A 14,789-nucleotide genomic window follows, 5' to 3' on the forward strand; every position below is an offset into this window, starting at 1 on the left:
CATGCGAAAGCTCATCGTCCTCGCCAACGCACTCATCCGCGACAACAAACCCTACGCCCCAGCCTAAAACACCACATTCATACAAAAGACAGTTGCTTGGCTTGGCTGCGCCGCGTCGCGCTGACAGGCGCGCCTCACGGCGCGACCGGCAGCGCCCGTTCGGGCGCTCGGCATGAAGGAAGCATTCATGCCGTTGGCATGAGACCGGGCGCAGGGCGGTTTCACCGTCCTGCGCCCGGTACAATTCCACCAGCATGGTGCGCCATCGCACAGCCAGCCGCCCCGGCGCAGGATAAGCGGCAGCGATGCCCGATACCGCCGCCGCGTCCCCGCCGCGCACCACCTTCGCCGCGGAACAGGCGCGCCGGCGCTGGCAGGCGCGGCTCTGGGGGCTGCTCTGCCTGGCGCTCGCCGCCGGCATCGGCGCCGCCCTCTCGACCATCGCCGGGCCGCTGCTGCTGATCCTCGCCGCACTGGGGTTGAGGCTGCTCGCCTGGCTCGGCCTCGCCCCATCGGCCATGCGCCACGCCCTGCAGGGGCTGGAGGGCTGGATCGCCGGGCCGCTCCGCGCCCTCGACCGGGGCTTCGACCTGCTGGAGGCGATGCAGGGCCCAGGCGACCTGCCGGCGGTGCTGGCCGGCCTGCTGGGCGGCGCCGGGCTGCTGCTGCCGGGCATGCTGGCCGCGGTGCTGCTCGCCGCCGGCCTGGCCCGCTTCTATCGCCGGAGCGCCATCGCCTCCGCCAGCGCCGACCTGGCGGCCCGTCCGCCGCGGCCGGGGGATGCCGAGGAGCACCAGCTCGGCAACATCCTCGCCGAGATCGCCCTCGCCGCCGGGCTGCCGGCGCCGCGCCTGCTGCTGGTCGACGCGCCCGAGCCCAATGCCGGCGTCTTCGGCGCCTCGCACGGGCAGGCGGCGGTGATCGCCACGCGCGGGCTGCTGGAGCGGCTGGACCGGCGGCAGACCCAGGGCGTCGTCGCGCATCTCCTCGCTGCGGCGGGCCAGGGCGACCTTCGCCTCGCCGCCGCGGTGCAGGCGGTGCTCGGCACGGTCGGCGCCATGGTGCTGGTCTTCGACCTTCCCTTCCGCCGCGCCGCCTGGGCGACGCTGCGCGACCTGCTGCTGGCCCTCGCCGGCCGGCTGCCGGCCGAGGCGGCGGACCGGCTGCGCGCCGGCCTCGCCGACAGCGCCTCGGGCCGCTCGATGGAGGCGATGAACCGGGCGCTCAGCATCGCCGATCGCTGGCCGCCCTTCGGCGCCCTGCTGGTGGCGCCGCTGATCCCCTGGGTGCTGCTGACCCTGGCGCAGAAGCTGCTGGCCTCGCTCTGGATGCTCTTCGTCTTCGGCTGGCCGCTCGGCCTGCTCTGGCGGGCGCGGCGCTACCGGGCCGATGCCGGGGCGGTGCAGCTGCTGCGCGACCCCGAGGCGCTGGCCGCGGCGCTGCGCCGGATCGACGAGGCCGGCCTGCCGCCCGGCGGCGGCTTGCAGGAGCTCGGCCTATTCCATGCGCCGCAGCAGGGCGGCGGCCTCGAATTCCGCGAGCGGGCGAGCCTCGCCTTCCCCCTCAGCCCGCCGGTCCAGCGGCGCCTGGCGCGGCTCGCCGCCCTCGGCGCCGATCGCGGCATGGCGCGGAGCCTCGGCGAGGAGCTGCGCGCCCTGCGTGCGCTGCGCGGCTGGCGGGCGGCGCTGGTCCTTGCTCTGATGGCGCTGCTGCTGCCGCTCGGCGGCGCGCTCGTGGTCATGGTCGGCATGCTGATGCTCGGCGCCGCCCTCGTCTCCCTCATGGGCGGGGCGGCCCTCGCCTCGCTTGTCCTCCGCCTCTGAAGGAAGCCTGCATGGCCTGGTGGATCCTCGGCCTCGCCGCCCTCGTCCTCGTCCTGCTCGTCCTGCTCTACAACGGCCTCGTCACGGCGCGGAACCGCATCCGCAACGCCTGGTCGCAGATCGAGGTGCAGCTGCAGCGCCGCAGCGACCTGATCCCCGACCTGGTCGAGACGGCCCGCGGCTACATGCAGCATGAGAGCGGCATCTTCGACCGCATCCTCGAGGCGCGGCGGCAGGCGACCGCGGCCGGCAGCGCGGTCCCCGCCCGCGCCGCGGCGGAGGCGGCGCTCGGGCGGCAGGTGCAGGGGCTGCTGGCGCTGGCCGAGGCGGTGCCGGCGCTGCGCGCCAGCGAGACCATGCAGACCCTGCAGGAGGAGCTTGCGACCACCGAGAACCGCATCGCCTTCGCCCGGCAATTCTTCAACGACGCGGTGCTCGACTTCAACAACCGCACCCAGACCCTGCCCGGCAGCCTGCTCGCCGGGCCGCTCGGCTTCGCGCCCGAGACCTATTTCGAAGCGCCGGCCGAGGCGAAGGCGAAGCCCGTCGTCAGGTTCTGATGCGAGCGGCCGTTGCCAGCGATCCATCGACGGCCCGCCGGAGCGTGATGCACGCTTTCCGGTGAGTCCCCCTCGGGCGATCAGGCCGCAACGGGCCGTCCCCGCGGCGCCGGGCGCGGCCCTCCGGTTTGCCTGGGCCACCGCCCCGCTTGCGGCGGCCCGTCAGGCCGGCAGCACTCGCTCCAGCGCCAGGCCCCGCACGTCCATCTCATATTCCAGGCCGAGCACCGGCGGCCGGCAGAAATGCCAGGTGACGCCGTGCCGGGCGGCGCCGCGCCGCACCAGCGCCTCGCCGAGGAAGGGGTGGATGTCGTGCACCGTATAGACCTGCGCCGCCGTCGCCGCGCCCCAGCTGCCGCCGAGCGCCGCCATCCGCCGCTCCATCTCGCCCAGCACGAACTCGGCCTTGCGCCGCAGGCCGGCGGGCGAGGTGTCGCCATGCGCGATGGTCGATTCCTCGTAGCTGCCCTTGCCCTCCGTGCTCTCGCCGCTGCCGGCGGTGACGAAGCCCGGCGCCGCCCCGGGATCCGGCACGGTGTAGCTGAAGGCGTGGAAGCCGGGCTCGGCCGGCGGATCCAGCTCCGGGCAGACATTGCTGCGCGCCACCGGGTTCCAGCCCTCGGAGAGGATGCCCCATTCCTCCAGCGTCTTCGCATAATGCTGGTTGAAGGCCCGGAATCCCGCCTCGGTGAACTGCCCCGGCGAGCGCAGCTCGCACTGGCAGAAGGCGGTCAGCGGCCGGTCGAGGGATTGCAGATGCGCCGCGATCCGCGCGAAGCCGGCCGCCAGCGGCAGGGGCTGCGCGAAGCGGGCGCGCTCGATGCGAAAGCCCGGCAGCGCCGCCACGCCGGCCGAATACTGGAACACCGCGGGGATGGCGCGATAGCCATCCGCCGCCCGGTCGCGCGTCGCGTACATGTCTCGCCTCCGCCGTTGCAAAGGCTATCGTGCCACCGAATCAGCCGAACGGACCACCCATGCCCGCACGCCGCGCCCTGCTCCACCGCGTCCCCATGCGCCATCCCGGCGACACCTCGGCGATCGAGGCGCTGTTCGAGGCCGGCGCGATCCATCCCCGGCAGGTGGTGGCCGTGCTCGGCAAGACGGAGGGCAATGGCTGCGTCAACGACTTCACCCGCGCCTATGCGGTGCAGGCCCTCTCGCTCATGCTCGGCCGCCATCTGGGCGAGGCGCCGGAGAGCGTCGCCGCCCGCGTTGCCCTGGTGATGTCGGGCGGCACCGAGGGCGGCCTTTCGCCGCATTTCCTGGTCTTCGGCATCGGCGAGGGCGCGGCGCCGCAGCCCGCGGGCGCGCTCGCCATCGGCACGGCCTTCACGCCGGATTTCGCGCCGGAGGAGATCGGCCGCCTGCCGCAGATGCAGGCGACCGCCGCGGCGGTGCGGGCGGCGATGGCGGCGGCGGGCATCGCCGAGGCCGACGCGGTGCACTACGTGCAGGTGAAATGCCCGCTGCTGACCAGCGAGCGGATCGCGGCGGCCAGGGCGCGCGGCCGGAGCGTCGCCACCGAGGACACCTACCACTCCATGGGGCTCTCGCGCGGCGCCTCGGCCCTCGGCGTGGCGCTCGCCCTCGGCGAGGTCGCCGCCGTGCCGGAGGCGGCGATCGGCGCCGACTGGTCGCTCTTCTCCGGCCGCGCCAGCACCTCGGCCGGGGTCGAGCTGCTGCGCAACGAGGTGATCGTGCTCGGCACCAGCCCGGCCTGGGCGGGCGACCTCACCATCGCGCATGCGGTGATGCGGGACGCGATCGACCTGCCCGCCGTGCAGGCGGCGCTGCGCGCGGCCGGCCTGCCCGGCGATGGCGGCCAGCTCGACGCGGCGGCGCGGGAGCGGCTGGTCGCCGTGCTGGCCAAGGCCGAGCCCGCCTCGACCGGCCTGATCCGCGGTCAGCGGCACATCATGTGGGACGACAGCGACATCAACGCCACGCGACATGCCCGGGCGCTGGTCGGCGGCGTCATCGCTTCGGCCGTCGGCCGCACCGATCTCTTCGTCAGCGGCGGCGCCGAGCATCAGGGGCCGGATGGCGGCGGGCCGGTGGCGGTGATCGCCCGGCGCGGGGATGGCGGCGCGGCGCGCCCCTGACCTCAGCCGGACGCCGCCGTGCCGGCCGGCAGGCCGGCGCGCAGCCGGTCGATCGTCGCCTGCACCGCATCCACCTCGACGCCCAGCCGGCGCAGCGCGAAGTCGCAGATGCCGAGCGCGATCTCCCGCTCACCCATCACCGCCAGGCCGACGCAGTCCTCGGCCTGGAGCAGGGCCATCTCGGCATCGTCATGCGCCCGCACCGCCGCCAGCACCTCCGGATTGGCCGCCCGCACCAGCTGCAGGACGCGCCGCGCCGCCGCCGCGTCCGGCAGGGCCAGCACCGCCAGCCGCGCCGTCTCCGGCCGCGCCGCGCGCAGCACCTCGGCGCGGCTGGCATCGCCCCAGATGGTGTCGAGTCCCCGCGCCTTCGCCCGCTCCGCCGCCAGCCGGTCCGCCTCGACCACCACGACCGCGAGCCCGTGGCAGCGCAGCGCCTCCGCCACCACCGCGCCGACGCGCCCATAGCCGATGAGGATCGCATGATCGGCCAGCCCCTCGACCTCCGGCAGCGCGAAGCCGATGCCGGGGCGGGCATGGTCCCAGCGGTACCAGGCGGCCGAGCCAGCGATGCGCTCGCCGAGGGCGGCGAAGCCCCGCTGGCTGAGCGGCAGCACCAGGATGCTGCCGAAGGCCGCGGCCAGCACCGGCGCATTCGCCTCGGGCGGCAGCAGGCCCTGGGCGATCGCGTAGCTGGTCAGCAGGAAGGAGAATTCGGCGATCTGCCCCAGCGCGCCGGCGACCGCCGCCGCCATCCCGGGCGGGATGCGGGCGGCGAGCAGCAGCAGGAAGCTGGCACCGCCGATGCCGAGCAGCACCACGAGCAGGGCGCCGACCGAGAGCAGCGGCGCGGCGAGAAGCGCCGCCGGCTCCAGCAGCATGCCGACCGAGACGAAGAACAGCGCCGCGAAGACGCGCTGCAGCGGCATCGCCTCGGCCGCCGCCTGGTGCCCGAGATCGCTCTCGCCGAGCAGCATGCCGGCGAAGAAGGCGCCGAGGGCGAAGGAGACGTGGAACAGCTCCGAGGCGGCATAGGCGGTGCCGAGCGCGGCGACGATGACGCCGAGGGTGAAGAGCTCCCGCGACGGGGCGCGGGCGAACCAGAGCAGCAGCGCCGGCAGGCCGCGGCGGCCGATCAGCAGCACGCAGAGGGCGAAGCCGAGCAGCTCCAGCGCCGCGCCGAGCAGGGCGGCGGCCAGGCCCTCGGTCTCGGCGCGCGAGGCGGCCGGCACCAGGACCAGCGCCAGCACCGCCAGCAGGTCCTGCACCACCAGCCAGCCGAGGGCGATTTGCCCCGCCGGGCCGCCGATCTGCCCGGCCTCGGCCAGCATCCGCGTCGCCACCACGGTCGAGGAGATGCCGAGCGCCAGGCCGAAGACCAGCGCCGCGCCCGGCCCCAGCCCGAAGCCAGCGGCGCCGAGCAGACCGCCGAGCAGGGCCGCGATGCCGGTCTGCAGCACCGCGCCCGGCAGGGCGACGCGCCAGACCGCCCGCAGGTCCCGCAGCCGGAAATGCAGGCCGACGCCGAAGAGCAGCAGCGCCACGCCCACCTCGGCCATGGTGGCGGTCAGCGCCGCATCGCCGACGAAGCCCGGCGAATGCGGCCCGATGACGATGCCGGCGAGGAGATAGCCGAAGAGCGGCGGCAGGCGCAGCCAGCGCGCCAGGCTGCCGAGGCCGAGCGCGAGGGCCAGCGCCAGGACCAGGGTGGCCAGCATCGGCGGCGCGGAATGCATTCCGGCCGTGTAGCGTAGTGCCGGCCCGCCGCCCAGGGCGGCGAGGCGGCCGGGTGGCTGGCAGCGCGCGGCCAGGGCGCTACACTCCACGCGGGGCGGATGACGACCGAGGAGGACCGCGCGGATGGGCAGCAGCTTCCGGCTGGGCGACCTGGAGATCCATCGCGTGATCGAGGAGGAGACGCCGCTCTTCGATCCGCTGGAATTCTTCCCGACGCTGACGCGCGAGGTGCTGGACGAGAACCGAAGCTGGCTCGAGCCGAAGGCCATCGACCCGGCCACCGGCAAGCTGCGGCTCTGCATCCAGTCCTACCTGATCCGCACGCCGCACCACACCATCCTGGTCGATACCTGCGTCGGCAACCACAAGCCGCGGCCGACCCGGCCCTTCTGGAACATGAAGACCGCCGATACCTGGGAGCGGAACCTGGCGGCGACCGGCTATTCGGTCGAGGACATCGACTACGTCATGTGCACCCACCTGCATGTCGACCATGTCGGCTGGAACACGCGGCTGGAGAATGGCCGCTGGGTCCCGACCTTTCCGAAGGCCCGCTACATCTTCGGCGAGAAGGAATACGCCTACTGGTCGGCCGAGAACGAGAAGACGCCCAATCCGGTGATCGAGGACAGCGTGCTGCCGATCGTCGCCGCCGGCCGGGCGGATCTGGTGCGCACCGACGCGGCGCTGAACGACCATGTGCGGCTGACGCCGACGCCGGGCCATACGCCGGACCATTACGCGGTCGAGCTCGGCAAGGGCGAGACGACGGCGGTGCTGACCGGCGACCTGATCCATTCGCCGCTGCAGGCCCGCTACCCGGAGCTCTCCATGCGGGCCGACAGCGACCAGGCGGCCTCGGCCGCGACGCGCCGGCGCTTCCTCGAATGCCATTGCGACAGCGGCCGGCTGCTCTGCACCGGGCATTTCCCCTCGCCCTCGACCGGACACATCACCCGCTGGGGCGATGGCTTCCGCTTCATGCCGACCGAGGCCTGACATGCGCCGCCGGGCCCTGCTCGGCGGCATGCTCGCCGCGCCGCGCCTCGCCCGGGCCGAGGCGCGCGCGGTCCGGGTGGTCAACGCCTATGCCGCCGGCGGCACCGCGGACATCGTCTGCCGGCTCCTTTTCCGCAGCCTCGCCGAGCGGACCGGGCGCGCCTATGTGGTGGAGAACCGCCCCGGCGCCGCCGGCACCATCGCCGCGGCCATGGTCGCGCGGGCCCCGCCGGACGGCGAGACGCTGCTCTACGACGCCACCGCCTTCGCCGTGAACCCGGCGCTGTTCGGGCCGAAGCTGCCCTACAGCGCGCGCGAGGATTTCCTGCCGGTCTACCTCTCGCTGGTGACGCCGAACACCATCATCGCCACGGACCGCTTCCCGCCGCGCGGCGTCAGGGCGCTGATCGAGGCGGCGAAGGCGGCGCCGGGGCGGATCGATGCCGGCACCACCGGCATCGGCTCGGCGCAGCACATCACCCTGGCGCTCTTCAACGCCATGGCCGGGGTCGAGATCAACCATGTCGTCTACCGCGACGCGCCGACGCTGCGGAACGACGTCGCCGCCGGCCGCGTCGATCTCCAGGTGAGCAACGTGCCGGGGACGGTGACGCTGCTGGCCGGCGGCAAGGTGCGGGCCCTCGCCCATACCGGCCTGGCGCCGGTCGCGGTCCTGCCGGGCGTCGAGGCGGTGGCGGAGACGCTGCCCGGCTTCGAGACCTTCGAGTGGAACGGCGTCTTCCTGCCCGCCGGCACGCCCGAGGGCATCCGCCAGTCGCTCAACCAGGCGCTGAACGCCATCGCGGCCGAGCCCGCCGTCGCCGCGCGGGTGGCCGCGATGGGCGGGATCGCCTGGCCGAACGCGCCGGCGGAATTCGCGCAGTTCCTCGACCGGCAATACGCCCTCCACGCGCGCGTCGTGCGCTCGGCCAACATCCGGATCGATTGAGGCGGCCGCGCCGGCACCCCATATGCGCCGCGCAGATCGGGGAGCGGGCCATGGGCCGGATGGTGGACGGGGCCTGGCAGGCCGATGAGGGCGGCACGCCCGGACCGGGCGGGCAGTTCCAGCGGCCGGAGACCCGCTTCCGCGACCGCATCGCGCCCGGCACGCGCTTCCCGCCGGAGGCCGGGCGCTATCATCTCTATGTCTCCCTCGCCTGTCCCTGGGCCCACCGCACGCTGATCTTCCGGCGGCTGAAGGGGCTGGAGGGGATGATCTCGCTCTCGGTCACGCACTGGCTGATGGGCGAGCAGGGCTGGAGCTTCGAGCCGGGCGAGGGCGTGATCCCGGATGCGGTGAACGGCGCCCGCCACCTGCACGAGGTCTATGCGAAGGCGGTGCCGCGATACAGCGGCCGGGTCACCGTGCCCGTGCTCTGGGACAGGCAGGAAGGCACCATCGTCAACAACGAGAGCGCCGAGATCATCCGCATCCTCAACACCGCCTTCGACGGCCTCGGCGCCAAGCCGGGCGACTGGTATCCGCCATCACTGCGCGACAGGATCGACGCGGTGAACGAGCGCGTCTACGCCACGCTCAACAACGGCGTCTACCGGGCCGGCTTCGCCCGCAGCCAGGCCGCCTACGAGGAGGCGGTGCGGCCGCTCTTCGAGACGCTCGACTGGCTGGAGGAGCGCCTCGCGCGCCAGCCCTTCCTCTGCGGCGAGGCGGCGACGGAGGCGGATTGGCGGCTCTTCACCACGCTCATCCGCTTCGACGCGGTCTATCACGGCCACTTCAAGTGCAACCTGCGGCGGCTGGTCGACTATCCCGCCCTCTGGGACCACACGCGCTCGCTCTACCAGCATGACGGCGTGCGGGAGACGGTCGATCTCGGCCATATCAAGCGGCACTACTACATGAGCCACCCCTGGGTGAATCCGAGCCGCATCGTGCCGCTGGGGCCGATCCTCGACCTCGACGCGCCCGGGTCGCGCCGGGTGGCGCCGCTGGCCTGATACGAACGGCCGTTGATCACCTGGCGCGGCGCCCGTTCGGGTGCTCGGCATGACGGAAGCATTCATGCCGTTGGCCTGATACCGAGCGAAATGCCGCCAGCGGCAGCGGAACCGCCGCCCGGGCATCCCGTTCGCGTACCATGACGCGTGCGCAAGGCTCCGTACTGGTTCTCGTCGGGTTGCTGCTGTTCCTGCTCTGGCTGGTGCCGGAGGTGCCGCTGCTCGGCTTCGCGGCGGTGCTCCTCGCCCTGGCCCTGCGGGCGGGCGGCGAGCCGCTGGCCCGCCGCACCGGCCTGCCGGACTGGGCGGCGGTGCTGCTGGTCGCGGCGCTGACCGTGGCCGCGCTGGCGCTGGCGGTCTGGGCCGCCGCCGGCCCGCTCGCCGAGCAGGCGACGCAGCTCGCGCAGCGCCTGCCGCAATCGCTGGAAACGCTGCGCGGCTGGCTCTCCGGCACCGCCTGGGGCGACTGGCTGCTGCGCCAGGCCGAGCCAGGCCAGCTCATCAGCGGCTCCAGCGCCGAGACCGCGGCGCAGGCCGCCGCGCGCGCCGCCGGCAGCACGCTCGGCGGCCTCGGCAACCTGGTGCTGGTAGTATTGCTCGCCCTTTATCTCGCGGTGCAGCCGGCGGGGTATCTCAGCGGGCTGCGCAGCCTCTTCGATCCGCGGATCGACGGCCGCGTGCAGGAGACGCTGGCGGAGATCGGGCACACCCTGCGCGGCTGGCTGCTCGGCCAGGCCTTCGCCATGATCGTCGCGGGCACGCTCACCTGGCTCGGCTTCTGGGCCCTCGGCATTCCCCTGGCCGGGCTGCTGGCGGCGATCATCGGCCTGCTGAACTTCATCCCCGTCCTCGGCCCGGTCATCGGCGGCGTGCCGGCGGTGCTGCTGGCGATGACCGAGCAGCCGGTCCTCGGCCTCTGGGTCGTCGGCGTCATCGTCGCGGTGCAGACCATCGAGGGCAATTTCCTCACCCCCATGGTGCAGTCGCGCACCGCCGACCTGCCGCCGGCCCTGCTGCTGATCGTGCAGGTGCTGACCGGGGCGCTGTTCGGGCTGCTCGGTGTGGCGCTGGCCGCGCCGCTCTCGGCGCTCGGCCTGGTGCTGGCGAAGAAGGTCTATGTCGAGGGCTGGCTGGAGCGCGAGCCGCCCAAGGCCTGATGCCGAGCGCAGGTCCGTTTCGCCGTCCTGCGCCTCAAGCGCCGGGCCAGGATCCGTGAACCCGGTGGAGGGAGCCTGGCCTACAGCTCCGCCTCGCCGCGCAGCACCGGCACGCAGCCGCCGCCGACCGTGGCGCGGATGCCGGCGGCGGTGCGCCGCGCCGTGGTCCGCAGCAGGCTGGGCCGGCCCATCTCGATGCCCTGCAGCATATCGAGGCTGGCCGACTCCGCGCCCGAGAGGTGCAGCAGGAAGCCGGCGAGCGGCGTCGCGGCGCTGCCGGTCGCCGGATCCTCCCAGGTGCCCGTCAGCGGCGAGAACATGCGGGTCCGCAGCCGCTCCCCGTCGCGCCGGTAGAGATAGAGCGACAGCTTGCCGCCCAGCGCCGGCTGCGCCGCGACGCAGCGCTGGAAGGCGCCGAGATCGGGGCGGGCGGCGGCGAGCCCGTCCGCCGTGACCTCGACCAGCACGCGCGGATTGCCGCCATCGCCCGCGAGCTGCGGCGGGTGATGCGCCGTGACCACCGCCGCCGGCTCCAGCCCGGCGCAGGCGGCGATGGCGGCCACCGGCATCGCCGGGCCGATCGAAAGCGGCTGCGGCGCGGCGATGGCGGCGCCCTGCACCGCGCCGGCGGCATCGCGCCAGAGCTCCACCTCGACGAGGCCGGCCATCTCCTCCAGCCGCAGCCCGGCCCCGTCGCCCCACCCCTCCCGCGCCAGCACCCAGGCGGTGCCGACGCTCGGATGCCCGGCGAAGGGCATCTCGGCGACGCGGTTGAAGATCCGCACCCGCGCGGTATTCGCCGGATCGGCCGGGGGCAGCACGAAGGTGGTCTCGCTGAGGTTGAACTCGGCGGCGAGGGCCTGCATCTCGGCCTCGTCGAGGCCGCGCGCATCGGGGAAGACGGCGAGCTGGTTGCCGCCGAAGCGGCGGTCGGTGAAGACGTCGAGGGTCACGAAGCGGTAGCGGCGCATCACGGCATCCCTGCTGCGGGTCGCCGCCGACTGTGGCGCCGGCGCCCGCGCCGGACCAGGGGGCGCCCCATGGCGGTCCAGAGGCCGCCGAGGCGCGGCGTCACCCCGGAGGCAGGGCCTGCCCCGCCGCCAGCCGCGCCAGCCGGGCCGGGTCGATGGTCACGCCATGGTCGAGCGGGCCATGCCCGCGGCCGAGGCCGGGCGCGGCGAGGATCGCCGCCCGGACATAGGCGCGGGCGCGAGCCACCGCCTCCGGCAGCGCCAGGCCCTGGGCCAGGCCGGCGGCGATGGCGGAGGCCAGGGTGCAGCCCGTGCCATGGGTATGCCGGGTCTCGATGCGGCGGTCCTCGAAGCGCGTCACCCCCGCGGGCGTCGCCAGGATATCGACCAGCCTGTCGCCGGTGAGATGCCCGCCCTTCAGCAGCACCGCCCGCGCGCCGAGGCCGAGCAGCGCCGTCGCCGCCTCCGGCATCGCCGCGGCATTCGGGATGCGGCGGCCGAGCAGCGTCTCCGCCTCCGGCAGGTTCGGCGTGATGACGGCCGCCATCGGCAGCAGGCGACGGCTCAGCGCCTCGACCGCCTCGGGCTGCAGCAGCGGGTGGCCGCCCTTGGCCACCATCACCGGATCGGCGACCAGTGGCACGCCCGGCGCCTCGGCCGCCAGCTCGTCGCACACCGCCTCGATGGTCGGGGCATCGTGCAGCATGCCGGTCTTCAGCGCATCGGCGCCGATGTCGCGCAGCACGAGGCGGATCTGCTGGCGGAGGAAATCGGTGGGCACGGGGAGCACGCCCTGCACCCCCTCGGTGTTCTGCGCCGTCAGCGCGGTGATCGCCGTCGCGGCATAGCCGCCGAGCGCGGTGACCGCCTTCAGATCGGCCTGGATGCCCGCCCCGCCGCCGGAATCCGAGCCGGCGACGATGAGGACGCGGCCCTTCACGCGGGGACCTTGGCGCGCGAGCGGATGGCCTCGGCGAGCAGGGCGACCGTCTCCTCGACCAGCCCCTCATCCTCCGCCTCGGCCATCACCCGGATCACCGGCTCGGTGCCGCTGGCCCGGATCAGCACCCGGCCGCGCTCGCCGAGCCGCTCCTCCTGCGCCGCGATCTCGCGCTGCACCGCCGGGTCCTTGAGCGGCGAGGAGCCGCTGTAGCGGACATTCACCAGCTTCTGCGGCAGGGGCTGGAAGCGGCGGCAGACCTGGCTGGCCGGGCGCCGCTCCTCGACCAGCACCGAGAGCACCTGCAGCGCCGCGATGAGCCCGTCCCCGGTGGTGCCGAAATCCGTCATGATCATGTGGCCCGACTGCTCGCCGCCGAGGTTGCAGCCGACCTCCCGCATGCGCTCGCCGACATAGCGGTCCCCGACCGCGGTGCGGAGCAGCCCGACGCCACGCTCCCGCAGATGCCGCTCGAGGCCCATATTCGACATGACGGTGGCGACGACATGGCCGCCCCGCAGGCGGTCCTGCGCCTGCCAGGAGCCGGCGATGAGGGCGAGGATCTGGTCGCCGTCGATGATGCTGCCCGCCTCGTCCACCATCACCAGCCGGTCGGCATCGCCGTCGAGGGCGATGCCGAGATCGGCGCGGCGCTCGCGCACCACCTCGGCGAGCTTCCCCGGCGCGGTGGAGCCGACCCCGTCATTGATGTTGAAGCCATCCGGCGAGACGCCGAGCGGCACCACCTCCGCCCCCAGCTCCCAGAGCACGGTCGGCGCCACCTTGTAGGCGGCGCCATGGGCGCAATCGATGACGATGCGCAGCTTCTCGAGGGTGAGGCCGCGCGGGAAGGACTGCTTCGCCGCCTCGATGTAGCGGCCGGGCGCATCCTCCATGCGGCTGGCGCGGCCGAGCCGGGCCGGCGGCACCAGGGCGGCGGCGAGGTCGCCGGCCATCAGCGCCTCGATCTGCATCTCCTGGGCATCGGAGAGCTTCAGCCCGTCCGGGCCGAAGAGCTTGATGCCGTTGTCCTCGAAAAGGTTGTGCGAGGCGCTGATCATGACGCCGAGATCGGCCCGGAGGCTGCGCGTCAGCATGGCGATGGCCGGCGTCGGCAGCGGCCCCACCAGGACCACGTCCATGCCCATGCCGATGAAGCCCGCGGTCAGCGCCGGCTCCAGCATGTAGCCCGAGAGGCGGGTATCCTTGCCGATGACCACCCGATGCCGGTGCGTGCCGCGGTTGAAGATGCGGCCGGCCGCCTGGCCGAGGCGCAGCGCGGTCGCGGCATCCATCGGCGCGCGGTTGGCGGTGCCGCGGATTCCGTCGGTGCCGAAGAGGCGGCGGGTGGAAGCAGTCATGTCGGCCCCATTGCGCGGAAGATCCAATCCCCCAAGTAGCGAAAGCCGTGCCTGTGGTCCATCAAACCGTGCGTCAGACGGCCTCCTCGGGCGCCTCGCCCGCGGCTGCGGCCTGCCAGACGGCGAGCGCCTGCACCGTCTCGGCCACGTCGTGCACGCGGAGGATGGCGGCGCCGCGGGAGGCGGCGAAGAGGGCCCCGGCGAGGCTCGGCACGACCCGCCGCGCCGCCTCGGCGATGCCGCTGAGCCGGCCGAGGAAGCGCTTGCGGGAGAGGCCGACCAGGATCGGGCAGCCGAGGCCGGCGAGCAGCGGCAGGCGCTCGAGCAGCGCCAGGTTGTGCGCCATGGTCTTGCCGAAGCCGATGCCGGGATCGATGGCGATGCGGCTGCGGGGGATGCCCTGGCCTTCCAGCGCCGCCACCCGGGCGCGCAGGAATTCCGCCACCTCCAGCACCACGTCGCCGTAGCGGGCCTCGGCCTGCATGGTCCGCGGCTCGGTGCCCGGCATGTGCATCAGCACGGCCGGCGCCCCGGCCGCCGCCACCACGCCGGCGGCCGCCGCATCGTGGCGGAGGGCGGTGACGTCGTTGACGATCTCCGCCCCGGCCTCCAGCGCTGCCGCCATGGTGGCGGCATGCCGCGTATCGACCGAGACCGGCGCGGCGCAGGCGAGCTCGCGCACCACCGGCAGGATGCGGCGGATCTCCTCCTCCGGGGTCACCGGATCGGCGCCCGGGCGGGTGCTCTCGCCGCCGATGTCGAGCAGGTCGGCGCCGGCGGCCAGCATGGCATGGCCGCGGGCGATGGCCGCCGCCGCCCCGGCGGTCTCGCCGCCATCCGAGAAGCTATCCGGCGTGACGTTGACGATGCCCATGACCAACGGCCGGCCCGGGCTGCGGGGGGCGATGCCGGCGAAGTCGGGCGGCCGGCGGGTCAGCGGCAGCAGCAGGGGCTGCCAGGCGCCGGGAATGGCCTGGACCGGCAGGATACCGATGACGCGGCCCTCGGCCAGCAGCCGCACCAGGGGAAAGGCCAGGGGCCCGCCCAGCAGCGGCAGGGCGGAGCCCTGCGCCAGACAGGCCGAAGCCGCCGGCCCCTCGAGGAGGCCCAGCGGCTCGATCCAACGCCCGGTCATGTCGCCGGCTGCCCTGGGCCCGGACGCCCGCGGCGCCCG

The 14,789-nt window shown here is 74.1% G+C and carries 14 protein-coding genes; 7 read left to right on the plus strand and 7 right to left on the minus strand.

Going from position 1 to position 14,789, the window contains the following annotated elements:
- A partial coding sequence (locus tag DOO78_RS27925) for a hypothetical protein (protein ID WP_207803040.1) occupies positions 1-256 on the minus strand: 256 nt, incomplete at its 3' end.
- A 49-nt stretch (positions 257-305) separates the two neighbouring features.
- On the opposite strand from DOO78_RS27925, the gene DOO78_RS24335 reads away from it, so the two are divergent.
- On the plus strand, positions 306-1,823 hold the full coding sequence (locus DOO78_RS24335; RefSeq protein WP_111472490.1) for a M48 family metalloprotease: 1,518 nt from the start codon (positions 306-308) through the stop codon (positions 1,821-1,823).
- 11 nt (positions 1,824-1,834) lie between these two features.
- Positions 1,835-2,383 (plus strand): LemA family protein, encoded by a 549-nt coding sequence (locus tag DOO78_RS24340; RefSeq protein WP_111472491.1) that lies wholly within the window; start codon positions 1,835-1,837, stop codon positions 2,381-2,383.
- 162 nt (positions 2,384-2,545) lie between these two features.
- Here the strand turns inward: DOO78_RS24340 and cnbZ are convergent, their stop codons facing one another.
- A complete protein-coding gene (cnbZ, locus tag DOO78_RS24345; RefSeq protein ID WP_111472492.1) occupies positions 2,546-3,301 on the minus strand; it encodes a 2-amino-5-chloromuconate deaminase CnbZ in 756 nt (251 codons plus the stop codon).
- A gap of 59 nt (positions 3,302-3,360) precedes the next feature.
- On the opposite strand from cnbZ, the gene atzD reads away from it, so the two are divergent.
- Complete coding sequence (gene atzD / locus DOO78_RS24350; RefSeq protein WP_111472493.1) at positions 3,361-4,488, plus strand: cyanuric acid amidohydrolase; 1,128 nt, start codon at positions 3,361-3,363, stop codon at positions 4,486-4,488.
- Positions 4,489-4,490: 2 nt separating this feature from the next.
- Here atzD and DOO78_RS24355 read toward each other — a convergent pair whose 3' ends face one another.
- On the minus strand, positions 4,491-6,206 hold the full coding sequence (locus DOO78_RS24355) for a cation:proton antiporter (protein ID WP_165839062.1): 1,716 nt from the start codon (positions 6,204-6,206) through the stop codon (positions 4,491-4,493).
- A gap of 142 nt (positions 6,207-6,348) precedes the next feature.
- On the opposite strand from DOO78_RS24355, the gene DOO78_RS24360 reads away from it, so the two are divergent.
- The 4 genes from DOO78_RS24360 (at position 6,349) to DOO78_RS24375 (ending at position 10,343) form a co-directional block, all read left to right on the plus strand.
- Positions 6,349-7,224, plus strand: a complete 876-nt coding sequence (locus DOO78_RS24360; RefSeq protein ID WP_111472495.1) for an MBL fold metallo-hydrolase — start codon at positions 6,349-6,351, stop codon at positions 7,222-7,224.
- 1 nt (position 7,225) lies between these two features.
- Positions 7,226-8,173: a Bug family tripartite tricarboxylate transporter substrate binding protein gene (locus DOO78_RS24365; protein ID WP_165839063.1), complete on the plus strand. Its 948-nt coding sequence runs from the start codon at positions 7,226-7,228 to the stop codon at positions 8,171-8,173.
- 50 nt (positions 8,174-8,223) lie between these two features.
- Positions 8,224-9,186, plus strand: coding sequence for a glutathione S-transferase family protein (locus DOO78_RS24370; protein WP_111472497.1), 963 nt, complete (start codon positions 8,224-8,226; stop codon positions 9,184-9,186).
- A gap of 140 nt (positions 9,187-9,326) precedes the next feature.
- Positions 9,327-10,343 carry an AI-2E family transporter gene (locus DOO78_RS24375; protein ID WP_111472498.1) on the plus strand — a complete coding sequence of 339 codons (1,017 nt, stop codon included), beginning with the start codon at positions 9,327-9,329 and terminating at the stop codon, positions 10,341-10,343.
- Positions 10,344-10,423: 80 nt separating this feature from the next.
- Here DOO78_RS24375 and DOO78_RS24380 read toward each other — a convergent pair whose 3' ends face one another.
- The 4 genes from DOO78_RS24380 to folP form a co-directional block, all read right to left on the minus strand.
- Positions 10,424-11,314 (minus strand): PhzF family phenazine biosynthesis protein, encoded by an 891-nt coding sequence (locus DOO78_RS24380; protein ID WP_111472499.1) that lies wholly within the window; start codon positions 11,312-11,314, stop codon positions 10,424-10,426.
- A 100-nt stretch (positions 11,315-11,414) separates the two neighbouring features.
- The gene (gene thiD / locus DOO78_RS24385; protein WP_111472500.1) at positions 11,415-12,254 is read right to left on the minus strand and encodes a bifunctional hydroxymethylpyrimidine kinase/phosphomethylpyrimidine kinase; all 840 of its coding nucleotides are present in this window, start codon (positions 12,252-12,254) and stop codon (positions 11,415-11,417) included.
- Entirely contained in the window at positions 12,251-13,615 is a 1,365-nt protein-coding gene (glmM, locus tag DOO78_RS24390) for a phosphoglucosamine mutase (RefSeq protein ID WP_111472501.1), read from the minus strand. The genes thiD and glmM overlap by 4 nt, the downstream gene beginning before the upstream one ends.
- Positions 13,616-13,688: 73 nt before the next feature.
- A complete protein-coding gene (gene folP, locus DOO78_RS24395) occupies positions 13,689-14,750 on the minus strand; it encodes a dihydropteroate synthase (protein WP_111472502.1) in 1,062 nt (353 codons plus the stop codon).
- Positions 14,751-14,789: the final 39 nt, after the last annotated feature.

This window comes from Roseicella frigidaeris (assembly GCF_003258945.1).
Classification (GTDB): domain Bacteria; phylum Pseudomonadota; class Alphaproteobacteria; order Acetobacterales; family Acetobacteraceae; genus Paracraurococcus; species Paracraurococcus frigidaeris.

What these genes read in the sequence shown, in the direction of transcription:
- folP (WP_111472502.1), bottom strand. Translation starts at nt 14,750, where the DNA reads ATGACCGGGCGTTGGATCGAGCCGCTGGGCCTCCTCGAGGGGCCGGCG.
- DOO78_RS24360 (WP_111472495.1), top strand. Translation starts at nt 6,349, where the DNA reads ATGGGCAGCAGCTTCCGGCTGGGCGACCTGGAGATCCATCGCGTGATC.
- DOO78_RS24365 (WP_165839063.1), top strand. Translation starts at nt 7,226, where the DNA reads ATGCGCCGCCGGGCCCTGCTCGGCGGCATGCTCGCCGCGCCGCGCCTC.
- DOO78_RS24355 (WP_165839062.1), bottom strand. Translation starts at nt 6,206, where the DNA reads ATGCTGGCCACCCTGGTCCTGGCGCTGGCCCTCGCGCTCGGCCTCGGC.
- atzD (WP_111472493.1), top strand. Translation starts at nt 3,361, where the DNA reads ATGCCCGCACGCCGCGCCCTGCTCCACCGCGTCCCCATGCGCCATCCC.
- DOO78_RS24335 (WP_111472490.1), top strand. Translation starts at nt 306, where the DNA reads ATGCCCGATACCGCCGCCGCGTCCCCGCCGCGCACCACCTTCGCCGCG.
- DOO78_RS24380 (WP_111472499.1), bottom strand. Translation starts at nt 11,314, where the DNA reads ATGCGCCGCTACCGCTTCGTGACCCTCGACGTCTTCACCGACCGCCGC.
- DOO78_RS24340 (WP_111472491.1), top strand. Translation starts at nt 1,835, where the DNA reads ATGGCCTGGTGGATCCTCGGCCTCGCCGCCCTCGTCCTCGTCCTGCTC.
- DOO78_RS24375 (WP_111472498.1), top strand. Translation starts at nt 9,327, where the DNA reads ATGACGCGTGCGCAAGGCTCCGTACTGGTTCTCGTCGGGTTGCTGCTG.
- cnbZ (WP_111472492.1), bottom strand. Translation starts at nt 3,301, where the DNA reads ATGTACGCGACGCGCGACCGGGCGGCGGATGGCTATCGCGCCATCCCC.
- glmM (WP_111472501.1), bottom strand. Translation starts at nt 13,615, where the DNA reads ATGACTGCTTCCACCCGCCGCCTCTTCGGCACCGACGGAATCCGCGGC.
- DOO78_RS24370 (WP_111472497.1), top strand. Translation starts at nt 8,224, where the DNA reads ATGGGCCGGATGGTGGACGGGGCCTGGCAGGCCGATGAGGGCGGCACG.